The following is a 14,015-nucleotide window of genomic DNA, read 5'->3' on the forward strand; positions in this document are numbered from 1 at the left end:
GAAGAAGATCGTCCGGCCGTACGGGGACACCACCGGCGACGGCATGGTGCAGGTGTCGTTCACCCTGCCGGTGCCGCACGACAAGCGGGCCGAGGGCGCGGCGATCCAGCTCGCCAACAGGATGGGCATCGACCCGGCGATGCTGGTGCACGCCAAGCCGATGAGCGAAGGGTTCACCTTCTTCGTGGTGTACGGGCGGGTGAACCACCTGGTGGACCTGGCCGCCGTGCAGGTCGTGGAGCGGGACTTCCCGCTGCTGTCGGCCAAGGAGGTCAACGCGGTGGTGAAGCAGCAGCTGCGGCGCAAGCTGTCCGTGGTCGGGGCGTGCATCGGCACCGACGCGCACACCGTCGGCATCGACGCGATCCTCAACGTCAAGGGCATCGCCGGCGAGAAGGGCCTGGAGTACTACCGGGAGCTGAAGGTCACCAACCTGGGCGCGCAGGTCAGCGTGCCGGAGCTGGTGGAGGCCGCCCGGGTTGAGAAGGCCGACGCGGTGCTGGTGTCGCAGGTCGTCACCCAACGCGACGCGCACCTGCACAACACCCGGGAGATGTCCGCGGCGTTCCGGGAGGCCATGCCGGCCGGGAAGCGGCCGCTGCTGATCGTCGGCGGGCCCCGGTTCGACGAGACGTTGACCGACGAGCTGGGCGTGGACCGGATCTTCGGCCGGGGCACCACCCCCGGCGAGGTCGCCAGCTACCTGGTGCACGCGCTGATCACGAACAAGAAGGCGAGAGCATGAGCGATTCCCGGGTCGGTCTGACCGTCACCCACCGCCGGTACGTGCCGTACTCGCACGCCCACTACGCGGGGAGCCTGGTCGACGGGGCGTACGCGCTGGGGCTGTTCGGGGACGTCGCCACCGAGGTGTGCATCCGCACCGACGGCGACGAGGGGCTCTTCGCCTCCTACTCCGACGTGCAGTTCACCGCGCCGATGAAGGCCGGCGACGTCCTCGAGGTGACCGCGACGGTGACCCGGGTGGGCACCCGCAGCCGCACCATCGACTTCGCGGCCCGGGTCGTCTGCCGGGGCCGGCCGGACAGGTCGGAGTCGGCCGCCGAGGTCCTGGCGGAGCCGATCGTGGCGGTCACCGCGACCGGCACGGTGGTCGTACCCCCGGCGGCGTGAACGTCGCCGTCTGCGCCGACGTCGGGTCCACGTACACCAAGGCGGCGGTGGTCGACCTCGACGGCGGCCGGCTGGTCGCGGCCGCGTCGGCGCCCACCACCGTCGGCACGGACGTGCTGCACGGCCTGGACGCCGCCGTCGGCGCGGCCACCGCCCGGCTCGGCGTGACCGACGTGCCCTGGTACGTCTGCTCGTCCGCCGGCGGTGGGCTGCGGCTCGCGGTCATCGGCTACGAGCCCCTGGTGACCGCGCAGGCCGGCCGGCGGGTCGGCCTGTCCGCCGGGGCGAACGTGGTGCACGTGGCCGCCGGTCGGCTCGGTGCGGCCGACCTGACCGCGCTGCGCGCCGCCCGTCCCGACGTGGTGCTGCTGGTCGGCGGCACCGACGGCGGTGACGCCGACACGCTCACCCACAACGCCACCCGGCTGGCGAAGGCCCGCTGGCGGGTGCCCGTGGTGCTCGCCGGCAACGGCGACGTCCGCGATGACCTGCACGCCGTGCTCACCGTCGCGAAGGTGCCGGTGACCGTCGCCGACAACGTGCTGCCCCGCATCGGCGTGCTCGCCCCCGCGTCGGCGCGGGCGGCGATCCGCGAGGTGTTCCTGCGCCACGTCATCGGCGGCAAACGGCTCTCCCGCGGCACCCGCTTCGCCCGGCTGGTGCGGGCCGCCACCCCCGACGCGGTGCTCACCGGGGTGGAGGTCCTCGCCGACGCACTCGGCGGGGACCTCGCCGTCGTCGACGTCGGCGGCGCCACCACCGACGTGTACTCGGTGCTCACCCCCGATGAGCGGGCCACCGGGCCCGGGCGGGAGGTCGCCGGCACCCTGTGGCGGGCCCGCACCGTCGAGGGGGACCTGGGCATGCGGTGGAGCGCCCCCGGCGTGGTGCGCGCCGCCGCCGAGGAACGCCTCCTCGGCCCGGCCGAGGAGGACGACTTGGCCGCCGCGGCGGCGGTACGGGCCGCCGACCCCGGCTTCCTGCCCGCCGACGACACCGACCGGGCCGTCGACGCCCGGATCGCCGCCCTCGCGGCCACGGTGGCGCTGCGCCGGCACGCCCGCGGCGCGGCGACCGGGGAACGGGCCGGCCGGGACCTGCGCGACGTGCGGCTGCTGGTCGGCTCCGGCGGGGTGCTGCGCCACGCGGCGCCCACCGACGCCGCCGGTGTGCTGGGCGCGGTGCTGGGCGACCACGCCGGCGGCTGGCCGCTGCCGCGCGCCGCCCGGCCCGTCGTCGACGTCGACTACGTCCTGGCCGCCGGTGGACTGCTCGCCGCCGACCATCCGACGGCGGCGCGGGCGCTGCTGCGCCACCACCTGGACCGCTGAGCGCACCGACGGTCGCCGCATCGAGACGCGCCGACGCGACACGCCGTGGCGCAACACACGACAGGCCCGGGCGGGTTGACAGCGGACGGGGTGCAACACGTACCGTCTTTGAGTCCTACTACGGGAAGCGGCTGTTGTTCGCTTCGTCCCTTCGTCCGCTGGCCGAGCGACACTGATGCACTTCGTCGCGGCGGCCAGGTCCAGCGGGCGGGGGTCGGCGGGGCGGCGCGAACCGGCCGCGGTTACCGGTGTACGGGCAGGGTGAGGGGCACGGCCAGTAGACAACGGCCAGGCGGGGGCAGCCAGTCCACGTCCGGTCGGTCCGAAGGTCGGCGTCGCTCATCCTCGCCCCACCGGCCGGGAAGGGCCTGGGAGCATCGGGGCGCGGCGCGAGCCGCGCCCCGATTTCGTTCCCGCCTCACACCTCCCGCCGGTACGCCTCCAGACGGTCGGCGAGCAGCGCAGGCTGGCTCAGCGCCAGCAGGTGCCCGCCGGGCAGATCGTCGGGCGCCACGCCCAGCCGCTCCCGCGCCAGCCGCCGCTGGAACTCCAGCGGGAAGAACCGGTCGTCGCGGCCGGACACCACCCGGGTCGGCACGTCGGGCCAACGGCGCAGCGGATTCGGCCGGGTGAACACCGCCGGCGACTCCGGCGAGCCGCCGGCCGCCAGCATCGGCGCGGTCACCTCCTCCGGCACGTCGTGGAAGAAGTCCACCGCCAGGTCCACGTCGGCGTCCGGGTCGCGGCCCTGCGCGGCCGCGTACGCGGCCCGGGCCGGCGCGTGGCCGGTGGCCGCCCACCAGTCGCCCGCGGTCTCCCCGGGCGCGGGGATCATCGGGTTGACCAGCACCAGCAGCCGCACCGCCGGATGGTCGGCCACCAGCGGGGCGGTGAACGCCCCCAGCGACTGGGCCACCAGCGTCACGTCGCGGTGGCCGTCGACCGCCGCGCGGACCGTGTCGGCGTACTCGGGCAGGGCGGCGTGCTCGTCGGCGGCCGGCAGGTCCACCGCCACCGCCGCCCGCCCCCGCCGGCGCAGCTCGTCGACGAGCAGCCGCCAGTACTCGGCGCTGCCACCGGCGCCCGGAATCAACACGTACGTCGTCGCCGCTGTCGGCGGCCCGTCTGCCCGCATGCCGCCCACCGTGCCAGCCGGGTACGACATCCCGCCTGGTCGCCGGCGGATCCGCGCCGCGCGCGCCGTCAACGGCCGGTGGGGCGGGCCCGCACGTGCAGTCGCTCGCCCTGCGGGCCGAAGAGGGCGAGGACTTCCGCGGGCTGCGGGTCCGGATTGGCGACCGCGTGCGGCAGCCGGGTGTCGAACTCGGCGACCTCCCCGGGGGTCAGCAGCAGGTCGTGCTCGGCCAGCAGCAGCCGGATCCGACCCGACAGCACGTACAGCCACTCGTAGCCCTCGTGGGTCTGCTGCTCCGGCTCGGCGGGGGTGTGCGGCGGGAAGATCTGCTTGAAGGCCTGCAGCCCACCCGGTCGGCGGGTCAGCGGCAGGAACGTGATGCCGTGGCGGACGATCGGGCGCGGGTGCACCCGCGGGTCGCCGGTGGCGGGTGCGCCGACCAGCTCGTCCAGGGGCACCTGGTGGGCCCGGGCGAGCGGCAGCAGCAGCTCCAGGGTGGGCCGGCGCTGCCCGGACTCCAGCCGGGACAGGGTGCTGACCGAGATGCCGGTGGTCTCCGCGAGCTGGGCCAGCGTGACCTCGCGCCGGGTGCGCAGGGCCCGCAGCCGGGGACCCACCGCGGCCAGCACCGCCGACTCCTCGTTTGCCATAACAGCAACATTACTTGCCGCTGAGCCGGGTCGGGCGCACGGTGGGCACCGACGACAGCGACGGAGGCGACGATGAACGACAGATACGACGTGGTGGTGATCGGCGGTGGGGCGGCCGGGCTCGCCGGGGCGCTGGCCCTGGCCCGGGCGCGCCGGTCCGTGCTCGTGGTCGACGCGGGGCAACCCCGCAACGCGCCGGCCGGGCAGGTGCACAACTTCCTCGGGCACGACGGCACGCCGCCGGCCGAGCTGCTCGCCGCCGGCCGCGACGAGGTCACCCGATACGGCGGCCAGCTCGTCGCCGGGACGGCCGAGGACGTGCGCCGCGACGGTGCGGACTTCCTGGTGCGCCTGCATGACGGGCGGGACGTACGGGCCCGGCGGCTGCTGGTCACCACCGGGCTGGTCGACGAGCTGCCCGACGTGCCCGGGCTGGCCGGGCGGTGGGGACGCGACGTGCTGCACTGCCCGTACTGCCACGGCTGGGAGGTCCGCGACCGGCGCATCGGGGTGCTGGCCACCGGGCCCCTCGCGGCGCACCAGGCGCAGCTGTGGCGGCAGTGGAGCCCGCACGTGACGCTGCTGCTGCACGGCGTCCCGGCGCCCGGGGCGGAGGAGGCCGAGCGGCTCGCCGCGCGCGGCATCTCCGTCGTCGACGGCCCGGTCGCCGCGCTGGAGGTGACCGGCGACGCGCTCACCGGGGTGCGGCTGGCCTCCGGCGAGGTGGTCGCGCTCGACGCCGTGGTGGTGGCCGCCCGGGCCACCGCGCGGGCGGGCGTGCTGGAGTCGCTCGGGCTGGCCCCGGTCGACGTGGAGATGGCCGGTCACGTCGTCGGCGCGCAGATCCCCGCCGACCCGACCGGCGCCACCGCCGTGCCCGGCGTGTGGGTGGCGGGCAACGTCGCCGACGTACGCGCGCAGGTGGTCACGGCGGCGGGGGCGGGGTTGATGGCCGGCGCGGCGATCAACGCCGACCTGATCGCCGAGGAGACCGACGACGCCGTCGCCGGCCACCGGCGTGACCTGAGCACGATGTTCGAGCGGGCCGCCTGGGAGGAGCGCTACCGCGCCCGGCCGGCGGTGTGGAGCGGGCGGCCCAACCCGCAGCTGGTGGCCGAGGCCACCGCCCTGGCCCCGGGCCGGGCGCTGGACGTCGGCTGCGGCGAGGGCGCCGACGCCGTCTGGCTCGCGCAGCGGGGCTGGCAGGTCACCGCGGTCGACATCGCCGACACCGCCCTGCGGCGGGCCGCGGCGCACGCCGCGGCGGCCGGCGAGCCGGTTGCCGCGCGGATCACCTGGGCGCAGGCGGACCTGCGTGACCAGCCGCCCGCCGCCGGCCGCTACGACCTCGTGTCGGCGCAGTTCATGCACCTGCCGGGCGACGCGCGACGGCAGCTGTTCGCGCGGCTGGCCGCTGCGGTCGCCCCGGGCGGCACCCTGCTGATCGTCGGGCACCACCCGTCCGACCTGCGGACCACCGCACACCGGATGCACTTCCCCGAGATGATGTACACCGCGGAAGAGGTCGCGTCCGCCCTCGACTCCGGGGTCTGGCAGGTGTGCGTGGCCGAGGCCCGGCCGCGTGCCGCGGTGGACCCCGACGGGCGGGACATCACGATCCACGACGCCGTGCTGGTGGCGCGCCGCCGCGGCTGAACCCGGCGGCCGGCCGGTCCCGGGCCGGCCAGGCCTTCGGCGCGATCCTGACCCGGGAACTGCGGTACGGCGACGGAGACCTGCCGGTGATCCCACTGCCCGACTAAGGCAAGCCACCGGAGCGGCATCGGACGGCGCTGGCCGGGTAGCCTTCGGCGCGTGATCGTGGTGAGGTGCCGGTGACGACGCTCGACCGGGAAGAGACGCGTGCCACCGACGGGGCACGCGACGGCGGGGCCGGGCGTCCGCTCCCGCTGAAGGTGGCTGTGCCGCTGGCGGTCGTGGCCGGGCTGGCGCTGCTGGCCGCGTTCCCCCCGTACGGGGTGTGGCCGCTGGCGCCGGTCGGCGTGGCGCTGCTGGCCGCGGTGGCCCACCGGCGGCGGCTGCGCGCCGGCGCCGGGCTGGGCTTCCTCACCGGGGTGGCCCTGTTCGCGCCGCTGCTGGAGTGGACGAACCTGCACACCGGCTACCTGCCGTGGGTGCTGCTGTCCCTGCTGCAGGCCGGCTACCTGGCGCTGCTCGGCGCGGCCACCGCCTGGGTGACCCCGCTGGTCGACCGGTGGCGGTGGGCGTGGCCGGTGCTGACCGGGCTGCTGTGGGTGGGGCAGGAGGCGCTGCGGGACCGCACCCCCTTCGGCGGGTTCCCGTGGGGGCGGCTGGCGTTCAGCCAGGACTCCTCCCCGCTGCTGCCGCTGGCCGCGCTCGGCGGGGCGCCGCTGGTCACCTTCGCGGTCGCGCTGGCCGGCGGGCTGCTGGTCGCCCTCGCCTGGCGGCCGTGGCAGCACCAGGCCGGGCAGTGGCGGCCGGTGGCCGGGCTGCTCGCCGCGCTGGCCGTAGTCCTCGGCGCCGGGTCCGCGGTGCCCGTCGGCGTACGCGGCGGCGGCGAGACCGTCACCGTGGCCATCGTGCAGGGCAACGTGCCCCGCCTCGGGCTGGACTTCAACGCCCAGCGCCAGGCCGTGCTCAACAACCACGTCGACGCCACGCTGACCCTCGCCGCGCAGGTCGCCGCCGGGGCGCAGCCCCGTCCCGACCTGGTGGTCTGGCCGGAGAACTCCAGCGACATCGACCCGCTGCGCAACCCCGGCGCCGGGGACCGGATCTCCCAGGCCGCCGATGCGATCGGCGCGCCGATCCTGGTCGGCGCGGTGCTGCTCGGCCCCGGCGCCGGGCAGGTCCGCAACGCCGGCCTGCTGTGGCGCCCCGGCAGCGGCGCCGACCTCGGGCAGCTCTACACCAAGCGGCACCCGGTGCCGTTCGCCGAGTACGTGCCGCTGCGCTCCATCGCCCGGGCGGTCAGCTCCGAGGTCGACCGGATCCGCTCCGACTTCGTCGCGGGCACCGAGCCCGGCGTGCTCGACTCCGGGCCGGCGGTGCTCGGGGACGTGATCTGCTTCGAGGTCGCCTACGACGGCATCGTCCGGGACACCGTCACCGGTGGCGCGCAGCTGCTGGTGGTGCAGACCAACAACGCCACCTTCGACGTGGCCGAGGCCCGCCAGCAGTTGGCGATGGTGCGGCTGCGGGCGGTCGAGCACGGCCGTGCCGCGTTGATGGCCTCCACGGTCGGAGTGTCCGGGTTCGTTACCCCGGACGGGCGGGTAACCGGCGCCACCGGGTTCAACACCGCGGCGGTGGTGGTCCGGCAGATGCAGCTCGGGGATGGTCGTACGCCGGCCACCCGGGCGGGGGTGTGGCCCGAGGTGGCCCTCGCGGCGCTCGCCGTCGCGGCCCTGGCCGGCGCGGCGGTGCTGCGCCGGCGCCGGGAGGTCGCCCCCGGATAGGACGACGGGTGCCGGTACGCCGGCGGAAGGCGGTAACGCGGTGGTCGAGGCAGCCGACACGCGGACGGTCGGCCATCCCGGGGTGGGGCGGGTACTCGTGGTCATCCCCACCTACAACGAGGCCGACAACGTCTCCCGGATCGTCGCGCGGGTACGCGAGGCCGCGCCCGCGGTGGAGATCCTCGTCGCCGACGACAACAGCCCCGACGGCACCGGCGCGATCGCCGACGCGCTGGCCCGGACCGACCCGCAGGTGCACGTGCTGCATCGGGAGGGCAAGGAGGGGCTCGGCGCGGCCTACCTGGCCGGTTTCGCCTGGGCCCGTCGGCGCGGCTACGACGCCGTGGTGGAGATGGACGCCGACGGCTCGCACGCCCCGGAGGACCTGCCGGCGCTGCTGGACGCCGCCCGCGACGCCGACGTGGTGATCGGCTCCCGGTGGACGTGCGGGGCGCAGGTGCTGAACTGGCCGCTGCGCCGGCTGCTGCTGTCGCGCTGCGGCAACCTGTACGCGCGGCTGGCGCTGGGCATGCCGGTGGCCGACGCCACCGGCGGCTACCGGGTGTACCGGTCGACGGCGCTCGCGGCGATCGACCTGGAGTCGGTCAGCTCGCAGGGGTACGCGTTCCAGGTGGAGCTGTCCCGGCTGGCGCACCGCGCCGGGGTGCGGATCGTGGAGGTGCCGATCACCTTCGCCGAGCGGGAGCACGGCGACAGCAAGATGAGCCCCCTGATCGTGGCCGAGGCGCTGTGGCGGATCACCGGGTGGGCGTTGCAGGACCGACGCACGGCTGTGCGGCGGGGGCTGCACGGCACCGCCGACGGTCAGGTCCGCTGGCCCTGAGCGACGCCGTGTCATGCTGGAGAGGGCGGATGTCGGCCGCCCCAGGCAGATGAGGTGAGATGCGCCGAGGACTGAGGTTCGTACCGCCGGCCCTGCTGCTGCTCGCGGTGCTGGAGCTGACGGTGTTCGTCCTGGTGGGCCGGGGGATCGGGTTCGGTTCCGCGGTGCTGCTGGTGTTCGCGGCGTCCCTGCTCGGGCTGGTGCTGTTGCGCCGCGAGGGGATGCGCGCGTGGCGGGGTTTCCGTGCCGCCGTCGAGTCCCGGCAGCCGCCGGGGCCGCAGGTGACCGACGGGCTGGTGGGGCTGGTGGGGGCGTTGCTGCTGGCGACCCCCGGGCTGGTCAGCGGCCTGGTCGGGCTGTTGCTGCTGGTGCCGCCGGTGCGCCGGCTCGCCCGGGTCGGCGTGCAACGTACCGCCGAGCGCCGGGTGTCGTCGATGGTCGCCGGTGACCTGTTCGGCCCCCGCCGGGTCCGGGTGCGTCGCGGCGCCCCGCAGCCGGCGCCGACCCCGACCGCCCCGCAGCAGCCGGTGACGGACCCCGGGCGGGCCATCGAGGGCGAGATCATCGAGCCCGGCCGCCCCTGAGCGACACACGACGAAGCGCCCCCGGGAAGAACCTTCCCGGGGGCGCTTCGGTGGTTCGTGGTGCGCTCAGGCGCGGCCGCGGCGGGTGCGGACCTCCTGGAGCCGCTCGGCCAGGATGTCCTCCAGCTCGGCGATGGAGCGACGCTCCAGCAGCATGTCCCAGTGGGTACGCGGCGGCTTGGCCTTCTTCTGCTCCGGCTCGTTGCCGTCGACCAGCCGCGCGACGCTGCCGTCGAACTTGCACTCCCAGGTCGTCGGGACCTCGGCGTCGACGGCGAACGGCACCTCGAACTGGTGGCCCTTGGCGCACAGGTACTCGCGGGTCTGACGCGGCGCGAGCTCGGTGTTGCGGTCGGATTCGTAGCTCACCGCGCCCAGGCGGCTTCCGCGCAGCATACGCTCGCCCATGATCGACTTCCCCTCGTTCGTGGTGCTGGTCTTCTCGTGTAACGGTCCGTCGCCACCGGGGCATTCCCGCCCAGGTGGGTGATCCGGCCCCGCGACCCCTGCAAGGGTAGCTGGCCATGACCTGAACCCGGCGGGGTCGTCCCCGGGCCGGGTTGAAACGGTGGAGTGTTTTCGCTGTCACCGGGGATGTTAGCCGCCCCAGGTGTGCGGGAGGTGACGATGACCAGTGACGCGCCGGTCGACGCCCGACCGCCCGGCGGGAAGACCTTCTTCGGTCACCCGCGGGCGCTGTCGACCCTGTTCCTCACCGAGATGTGGGAGCGGTTCAGCTTCTACGGCATGCGGGCGATCCTGGTGCTCTACCTGACCGCCGCGGTCGCCGACGACGGGCTGGCCATTCGGGAGTCCACCGCCAACGCCGTGTACGGCACCTACAACGCGATGGTCTACCTGATGGCGCTGCCCGGCGGCTGGGTCGCCGACCGCCTCATCGGGGCCCGGCGCAGCGTGCTGTGGGGCGGCGTGGTCATCGCGGCTGGCCACTACGTGATGGCGATCCCCGCCCGGTGGAGCGTCTTCGCCGGCATGACGCTGATCGTGCTCGGCACCGGGCTGCTCAAACCCAACATCTCGACCATGGTCGGCGATCTGTACGACCGGGACTCCCCGCGCCGCGACGCCGGGTTCTCCATCTTCTACATGGGCATCAACCTGGGGGCGTTCATCGCGCCGCTGATCACCGGTTTCCTCGGCGAGAAGATCAACTGGCACCTGGGCTTCGGCGCCGCCGCGATCGGCATGACCTTCGGCGTGCTCCAGTACGTCCTGGGCCGGCGCAACCTCGGCGAGGCCGGCGCCCGGCCCGCCGACCCGCTGCTCGGCGCGGACCGCCGCCGCGCGTTGACCCGCATCGCGGTGGTCACCGTCGCGGTGCTGGTGGTGCTCGCCGTCCTCGCCCTGTTCGGGCTCTTCACCGTCAACACCGTGGTGAACCTGCTCACCATCGTCACCGTGCTGGTGACCATCGCCTACTTCGCCCGGATCCTCACCGACCGGGAGATCAGCGGGACCGAACGCAGCCGGATGAAGGCGTACCTGTGGCTGTTCGTCTTCGCCGCGGCGTTCTGGCTGATCTACGACCAGGCGGGGTCGGTGCTGAACATCTTCGCCGCCGACAAGACCGACCGGGACGTGCTCGGGTTCACCTTCCCCGCGTCCTGGCTCCAGTCGGTCAACCCGATCCTGATCATCATCGGCGCGCCGCTGGCCGCGTGGCTGTGGCTGCGCCTCGGGCACCGGGTCTCCACGCCGATGAAGTTCGCCGTCGGCCTGGTGCTCAACGGCCTGTCGTTCGTGCTGATGGCCGCGGCCGCCCAGGCCGCCGTCGGCGGTGACCTGGTCTCCCCGTGGTGGCTGGTGGCCGTGTACGCCATCCAGGTCGCCGGTGAGCTCGCACTGAGCCCGGTGGGCCTGTCGGCCACCACCAAGCTCGCCCCGGTGAAGTACGCCAGCCAGATGATGGGCCTGTGGTTCCTCGCCACCGCCGTCGGCGACGCGATCGGTGGCCAGGTGGCCCGGCTGGCCGAGACGTGGCCGGAGCCGACGTACTTCCTTACCTTCGGGCTGGCGTCGGTGGCGCTGGGGCTCGGTGCGGTGATGTTCGCCCGGCACATCCGGCAGCTGATGGCCGGCATCCACTGACCGGCCCGGCGGTCACGCCGCCGGGGTCGGCGGCAGCGGCAGCGGCAGGCCGGGCAGCCCGTCGATGCTCGTGGCGACGTGCTCCTTCCCGGCGAAGTACGCGCTCAGCGAGGCGTCGTCCTCCCGGGCGAAACGCTTGCCGTGCAGGTCCCGGTCGGCGTCGTAGGTCATCAGCGGCACCGCGTAGCCGCAGGTGTCGCGGATCAGCTCGGCCCGCACCAGGATGATCGCGCGCAGGCCGTGCTCGCCGGCATCGATGTCGGGGAAGAGCCGGACCAGGTCGGCCCAGCGGGGATCGTCGCGGAACACCGGCTCGCCCCGGCCGTGCACCCGCACGATGTTCGGCGGGCCGGAGAACGCGCACCACATCAGCGTGATCCGGCCGTTCTCCCGCAGGTGGGCGATCGTCTCGGCGTTGGAGCCGGCGAAGTCCAGGTAGGCGACCGTCCGGTCGTCGACGACGGCGAAGGAGCCACGCAGACCCTTGGGGGAGAGGTTGACCGTGCCGTCACCGGAGAGCGGCGCGGTGGCGGTGAAGAACATCGGCTGCTCCTCGATGAAGGTGCGCAGCCGGCCGTCGATGCGTTCGTACGTCTTTCCCACCTCAACATCATCGCCGCCGACGGGGGCGTTCCGCTGTCCCGTCCCAGCCTGCGGTGGCGTGCGGGCGGTCACCCCCGGTGGGTCAGGCAGGCAGCGCGACCCGGTCGCGCAGCCAGTCGGCCAGGGTCGCCAGCGCCGGGGCCGCGATGCCGTGCCCGACCGCGTCGCGGCGGGCGACGGTCCGGGCGCCCGACTCGTCGACCAGATAGGTCCAGGTGATTTGGCGCGGTCGCCGGCGCGGATGTCAGGCGTTGTCCGGTTGGCGTGAGCTGAGCCGGGCGAGGGCGCCGGCCAGGTCGCTGACCTGGTCGGCGAGCTGCGCGGCCCGCCGCTGGGCCAGGTCCCGGTCGGCCTCGGCGGAGCGCAGCCGTACCGTCAGCTCCGCGAGCCGGGCCTCGACCGACGCGGCGGCGTCGCGCGCGGCGACCAGGTCGGCCGACAGGCCGTCCCGCTCGGCCGTCCGGCCGGCCAGCTCCGCGCGGGCGGCGGCGGCCGCCGCGCCGGCCTCCTGCCGCGCTGCCTCGGACCGGTCCCGGGCGTCGTCCGCCTGCTGGCGGGCCCGGTCGGCCTCGGCGGCGGCCGCCTGCGCCCGGGCGGCCTCGGCCCGCGCGGCCTCGGCCTCCGTGCGGGCCTGCGTGGCCTCGGTACGGGCCTTCGTCGCGTCCGCGCGCAGCCGCTCGGCCCGCTCCAGGGCCTCGCCGGCCGAGCGGGTGGCCCGCTCGGCGTCGCCCCGCGCGGCGTCCCGCTCGGCGGTCAGGTCGGTCAGGCGGCGGCGCTCACCCTCCAGCTCCGACCGGAGGGTACGCAGCTCGCCGCGGGCGGCGTCGCGGTCCCGTTCGGCCTGCACCCGCAGCGCCTGCGCCGCGCTGGCCTCCCGCCGGGCCTCGTCCCGGCCCGACTCGGCCTGTGCCACCCGACCGGCGGCGCGGGTCGCCTCCTCGACGGCCCGGTCCGCCCGCTCGCGGGCCGCGTCCCGGTCGGCGACCGCCGCGCGGGCCTCCTGACGGGCCCGGACCGCCGCCGCGGCCGCGTCCTCGGCCTCGCGGCGGGCCTCGTCCCGCTCGGTGTGCGCGGCCGCCGCCTGGGCGGCCGCCTCGGCGCGCAGCTGCGCGAGCTGCCGCTCGACGCCGGCGGGGGAGAGCTCCGCGTGCAGCGCCTCGGTGAGGGTCTCCACGATCTGGTCCAGCCGGTCCACCGCCTCCCAGGTGCGGGCGACCTGGCCGGGCAGGCCCGGGGCGGTGCGGTGGCGCATCCGGGAGTTGCGCGAGGCCCGCTGGCAGGCGCCGTCGTTGTCCCGGCAGTACCGGAACGGCCGGCCCGCGCCGGCGCGTTGCGGCACCTCCCGCCCACAGTGGGCGCAGGGACGGGTGTCGGGGGCGGGCTGGGCGTTCATCGAGGGCGAAGTCTAGTGGTGCGCCCACTCGGGTCAGCCCTCGGCGCGCGCCGCGCCGTCGAGGGTGTAGCGGCGGTGCAGCAGCACCGCGCGGCCGGGGCCGGCTGGAGCTGGCCGTGGCCCGGCACGCGCCCGCGCTGGCCGACCGGCTGGTGCGGCGTACCGTCGCCCGCCGGATCGCCGCCGGTGACCTGGATGCCGCCCCCTCGCGGCGGGGATGGTCTGGCGGCACCGAGAGGCCGGACGTTAGGGTGCGGCGTGGCCGTCTCCCCGTACGTCGTCCAGATGCGCAAGCACATCGGTACCGACCTGCTCCTGCTGCCGGGGGTCAGCGCCGTAGTGCGCGACGACGCCGGGCGGGTGCTGCTGGCCCGGCGCGGCGACAACGGCCGCTGGTCGTTGCCGGCCGGCGTCATCGACCCGGGCGAGCAGCCGGCGGACGCCGTGCTGCGGGAGGTCCTGGAGGAGACCGGGGTACGCGTCGAGATCGAGCGGGTCGGCGGGGTCGCCACCCACCCGGTCGTCTACCCCAACGGCGACGCCTGCGAGTACCTCAACGTGTGGTTCCGCTGCCGGCCGGTCGGCGGCACCCCGACGGCCGACGGCGACGAGTCCACCGAGGTCGGCTGGTTCGACCCCGACGATCTGCCCGAGCTGGACGACTGGTCCCGGCTGCGGATCGACACCACCCTGCGGGAGGACGCCCCCACCTGGCACGCCCGCCCCGGCGAGCGGCACCCGGCGCTGGGCCAACCGGACGCGCTCTGACCGGGCGCGGCGCTCCACGGTCGA

13 protein-coding genes and 2 pseudogenes are annotated in these 14,015 nt (G+C 75.4%); 10 read left to right on the forward strand and 5 right to left on the reverse strand.

Translation table 11 applies throughout. From position 1 onward, the window contains the following. The first annotated feature begins 43 nt into the window (after nucleotides 1-43). Genes kamE through ACTWO6_RS16955 form a run of 3 tightly spaced genes read left to right on the forward strand, consistent with a single transcriptional unit; the run spans nucleotide 44 to nucleotide 2,465 of the window. Nucleotides 44-745, forward strand: coding sequence for a lysine 5,6-aminomutase subunit beta (kamE, locus tag ACTWO6_RS16945; protein ID WP_446220685.1), 702 nt, complete (start codon nucleotides 44-46; stop codon nucleotides 743-745). Continuing rightward, nucleotides 742-1,134: a 3-aminobutyryl-CoA ammonia lyase gene (gene kal / locus ACTWO6_RS16950; RefSeq protein WP_446214799.1), complete on the forward strand. Its 393-nt coding sequence runs from the start codon at nucleotides 742-744 to the stop codon at nucleotides 1,132-1,134. The genes kamE and kal overlap by 4 nt, the downstream gene beginning before the upstream one ends. Next, the gene (locus ACTWO6_RS16955) at nucleotides 1,131-2,465 is read left to right on the forward strand and encodes a glutamate mutase L (RefSeq protein WP_446214800.1); all 1,335 of its coding nucleotides are present in this window, start codon (nucleotides 1,131-1,133) and stop codon (nucleotides 2,463-2,465) included. Before kal ends, ACTWO6_RS16955 begins: the two co-directional genes overlap by 4 nt. A 418-nt stretch (nucleotides 2,466-2,883) precedes the next feature. Here ACTWO6_RS16955 and ACTWO6_RS16960 read toward each other — a convergent pair whose 3' ends face one another. Next, nucleotides 2,884-3,600 carry an alpha/beta fold hydrolase gene (locus ACTWO6_RS16960; RefSeq protein WP_446214801.1) on the reverse strand — a complete coding sequence of 239 codons (717 nt, stop codon included), beginning with the start codon at nucleotides 3,598-3,600 and terminating at the stop codon, nucleotides 2,884-2,886. A 68-nt stretch (nucleotides 3,601-3,668) separates the two neighbouring features. Continuing rightward, on the reverse strand, nucleotides 3,669-4,250 hold the full coding sequence (locus ACTWO6_RS16965) for a helix-turn-helix domain-containing protein (RefSeq protein WP_446214802.1): 582 nt from the start codon (nucleotides 4,248-4,250) through the stop codon (nucleotides 3,669-3,671). Nucleotides 4,251-4,322: 72 nt separating this feature from the next. Between ACTWO6_RS16965 and ACTWO6_RS16970 the strand changes: the two are divergent. From ACTWO6_RS16970 to ACTWO6_RS16990, 5 genes and pseudogenes are all read left to right on the forward strand, one after another. Beyond that, nucleotides 4,323-5,279: pseudogene (locus tag ACTWO6_RS16970) on the forward strand (NAD(P)/FAD-dependent oxidoreductase); the annotation flags it as partial. Between the two features lie 72 nt (nucleotides 5,280-5,351). After that, nucleotides 5,352-5,906, forward strand: a pseudogene (locus ACTWO6_RS16975) (class I SAM-dependent methyltransferase); the annotation flags it as partial. 179 nt (nucleotides 5,907-6,085) lie between these two features. Further along, on the forward strand, nucleotides 6,086-7,690 hold the full coding sequence (gene lnt / locus ACTWO6_RS16980; RefSeq protein WP_446220686.1) for an apolipoprotein N-acyltransferase: 1,605 nt from the start codon (nucleotides 6,086-6,088) through the stop codon (nucleotides 7,688-7,690). A 40-nt stretch (nucleotides 7,691-7,730) separates the two neighbouring features. Beyond that, nucleotides 7,731-8,534, forward strand: coding sequence for a polyprenol monophosphomannose synthase (locus ACTWO6_RS16985; RefSeq protein ID WP_446214803.1), 804 nt, complete (start codon nucleotides 7,731-7,733; stop codon nucleotides 8,532-8,534). Between the two features lie 59 nt (nucleotides 8,535-8,593). Then, entirely contained in the window at nucleotides 8,594-9,118 is a 525-nt protein-coding gene (locus tag ACTWO6_RS16990; protein WP_446214804.1) for an FxsA family protein, read from the forward strand. Between the two features lie 66 nt (nucleotides 9,119-9,184). Here ACTWO6_RS16990 and ACTWO6_RS16995 read toward each other — a convergent pair whose 3' ends face one another. After that, the gene (locus ACTWO6_RS16995) at nucleotides 9,185-9,526 is read right to left on the reverse strand and encodes an RNA polymerase-binding protein RbpA (RefSeq protein ID WP_007460094.1); all 342 of its coding nucleotides are present in this window, start codon (nucleotides 9,524-9,526) and stop codon (nucleotides 9,185-9,187) included. A gap of 219 nt (nucleotides 9,527-9,745) precedes the next feature. Between ACTWO6_RS16995 and ACTWO6_RS17000 the strand changes: the two genes are divergently transcribed. Further along, nucleotides 9,746-11,227, forward strand: coding sequence for a peptide MFS transporter (locus tag ACTWO6_RS17000; RefSeq protein ID WP_446214805.1), 1,482 nt, complete (start codon nucleotides 9,746-9,748; stop codon nucleotides 11,225-11,227). A 12-nt stretch (nucleotides 11,228-11,239) separates the two neighbouring features. Here the strand turns inward: ACTWO6_RS17000 and ACTWO6_RS17005 are convergent, their stop codons facing one another. Both ACTWO6_RS17005 and ACTWO6_RS17010 read right to left on the reverse strand, forming a co-directional pair. Beyond that, nucleotides 11,240-11,830, reverse strand: coding sequence for a pyridoxamine 5'-phosphate oxidase family protein (locus ACTWO6_RS17005; RefSeq protein WP_446214806.1), 591 nt, complete (start codon nucleotides 11,828-11,830; stop codon nucleotides 11,240-11,242). Nucleotides 11,831-12,074: 244 nt separating this feature from the next. Beyond that, nucleotides 12,075-13,223 carry a hypothetical protein gene (locus tag ACTWO6_RS17010; RefSeq protein WP_446214807.1) on the reverse strand — a complete coding sequence of 383 codons (1,149 nt, stop codon included), beginning with the start codon at nucleotides 13,221-13,223 and terminating at the stop codon, nucleotides 12,075-12,077. A gap of 258 nt (nucleotides 13,224-13,481) precedes the next feature. Between ACTWO6_RS17010 and ACTWO6_RS17015 the strand changes: the two genes are divergently transcribed. Further along, entirely contained in the window at nucleotides 13,482-13,991 is a 510-nt protein-coding gene (locus ACTWO6_RS17015) for an NUDIX hydrolase (RefSeq protein WP_446214808.1), read from the forward strand. Nucleotides 13,992-14,015: the final 24 nt, after the last annotated feature.

The sequence above is a fragment of the Micromonospora sp. IBHARD004 genome (genome assembly GCF_052814115.1).

Excerpts from the sequence above, each read along its gene's own strand:
- ACTWO6_RS16960 (WP_446214801.1), bottom strand. The coding sequence starts at position 3,600 with ATGCGGGCAGACGGGCCGCCGACAGCGGCGACGACGTACGTGTTGATT.
- ACTWO6_RS17010 (WP_446214807.1), bottom strand. The coding sequence starts at position 13,223 with ATGAACGCCCAGCCCGCCCCCGACACCCGTCCCTGCGCCCACTGTGGG.
- ACTWO6_RS16995 (WP_007460094.1), bottom strand. The coding sequence starts at position 9,526 with ATGGGCGAGCGTATGCTGCGCGGAAGCCGCCTGGGCGCGGTGAGCTAC.
- ACTWO6_RS16965 (WP_446214802.1), bottom strand. The coding sequence starts at position 4,250 with ATGGCAAACGAGGAGTCGGCGGTGCTGGCCGCGGTGGGTCCCCGGCTG.
- ACTWO6_RS17000 (WP_446214805.1), top strand. The coding sequence starts at position 9,746 with ATGACCAGTGACGCGCCGGTCGACGCCCGACCGCCCGGCGGGAAGACC.
- kamE (WP_446220685.1), top strand. The coding sequence starts at position 44 with ATGGTGCAGGTGTCGTTCACCCTGCCGGTGCCGCACGACAAGCGGGCC.
- kal (WP_446214799.1), top strand. The coding sequence starts at position 742 with ATGAGCGATTCCCGGGTCGGTCTGACCGTCACCCACCGCCGGTACGTG.
- ACTWO6_RS16990 (WP_446214804.1), top strand. The coding sequence starts at position 8,594 with ATGCGCCGAGGACTGAGGTTCGTACCGCCGGCCCTGCTGCTGCTCGCG.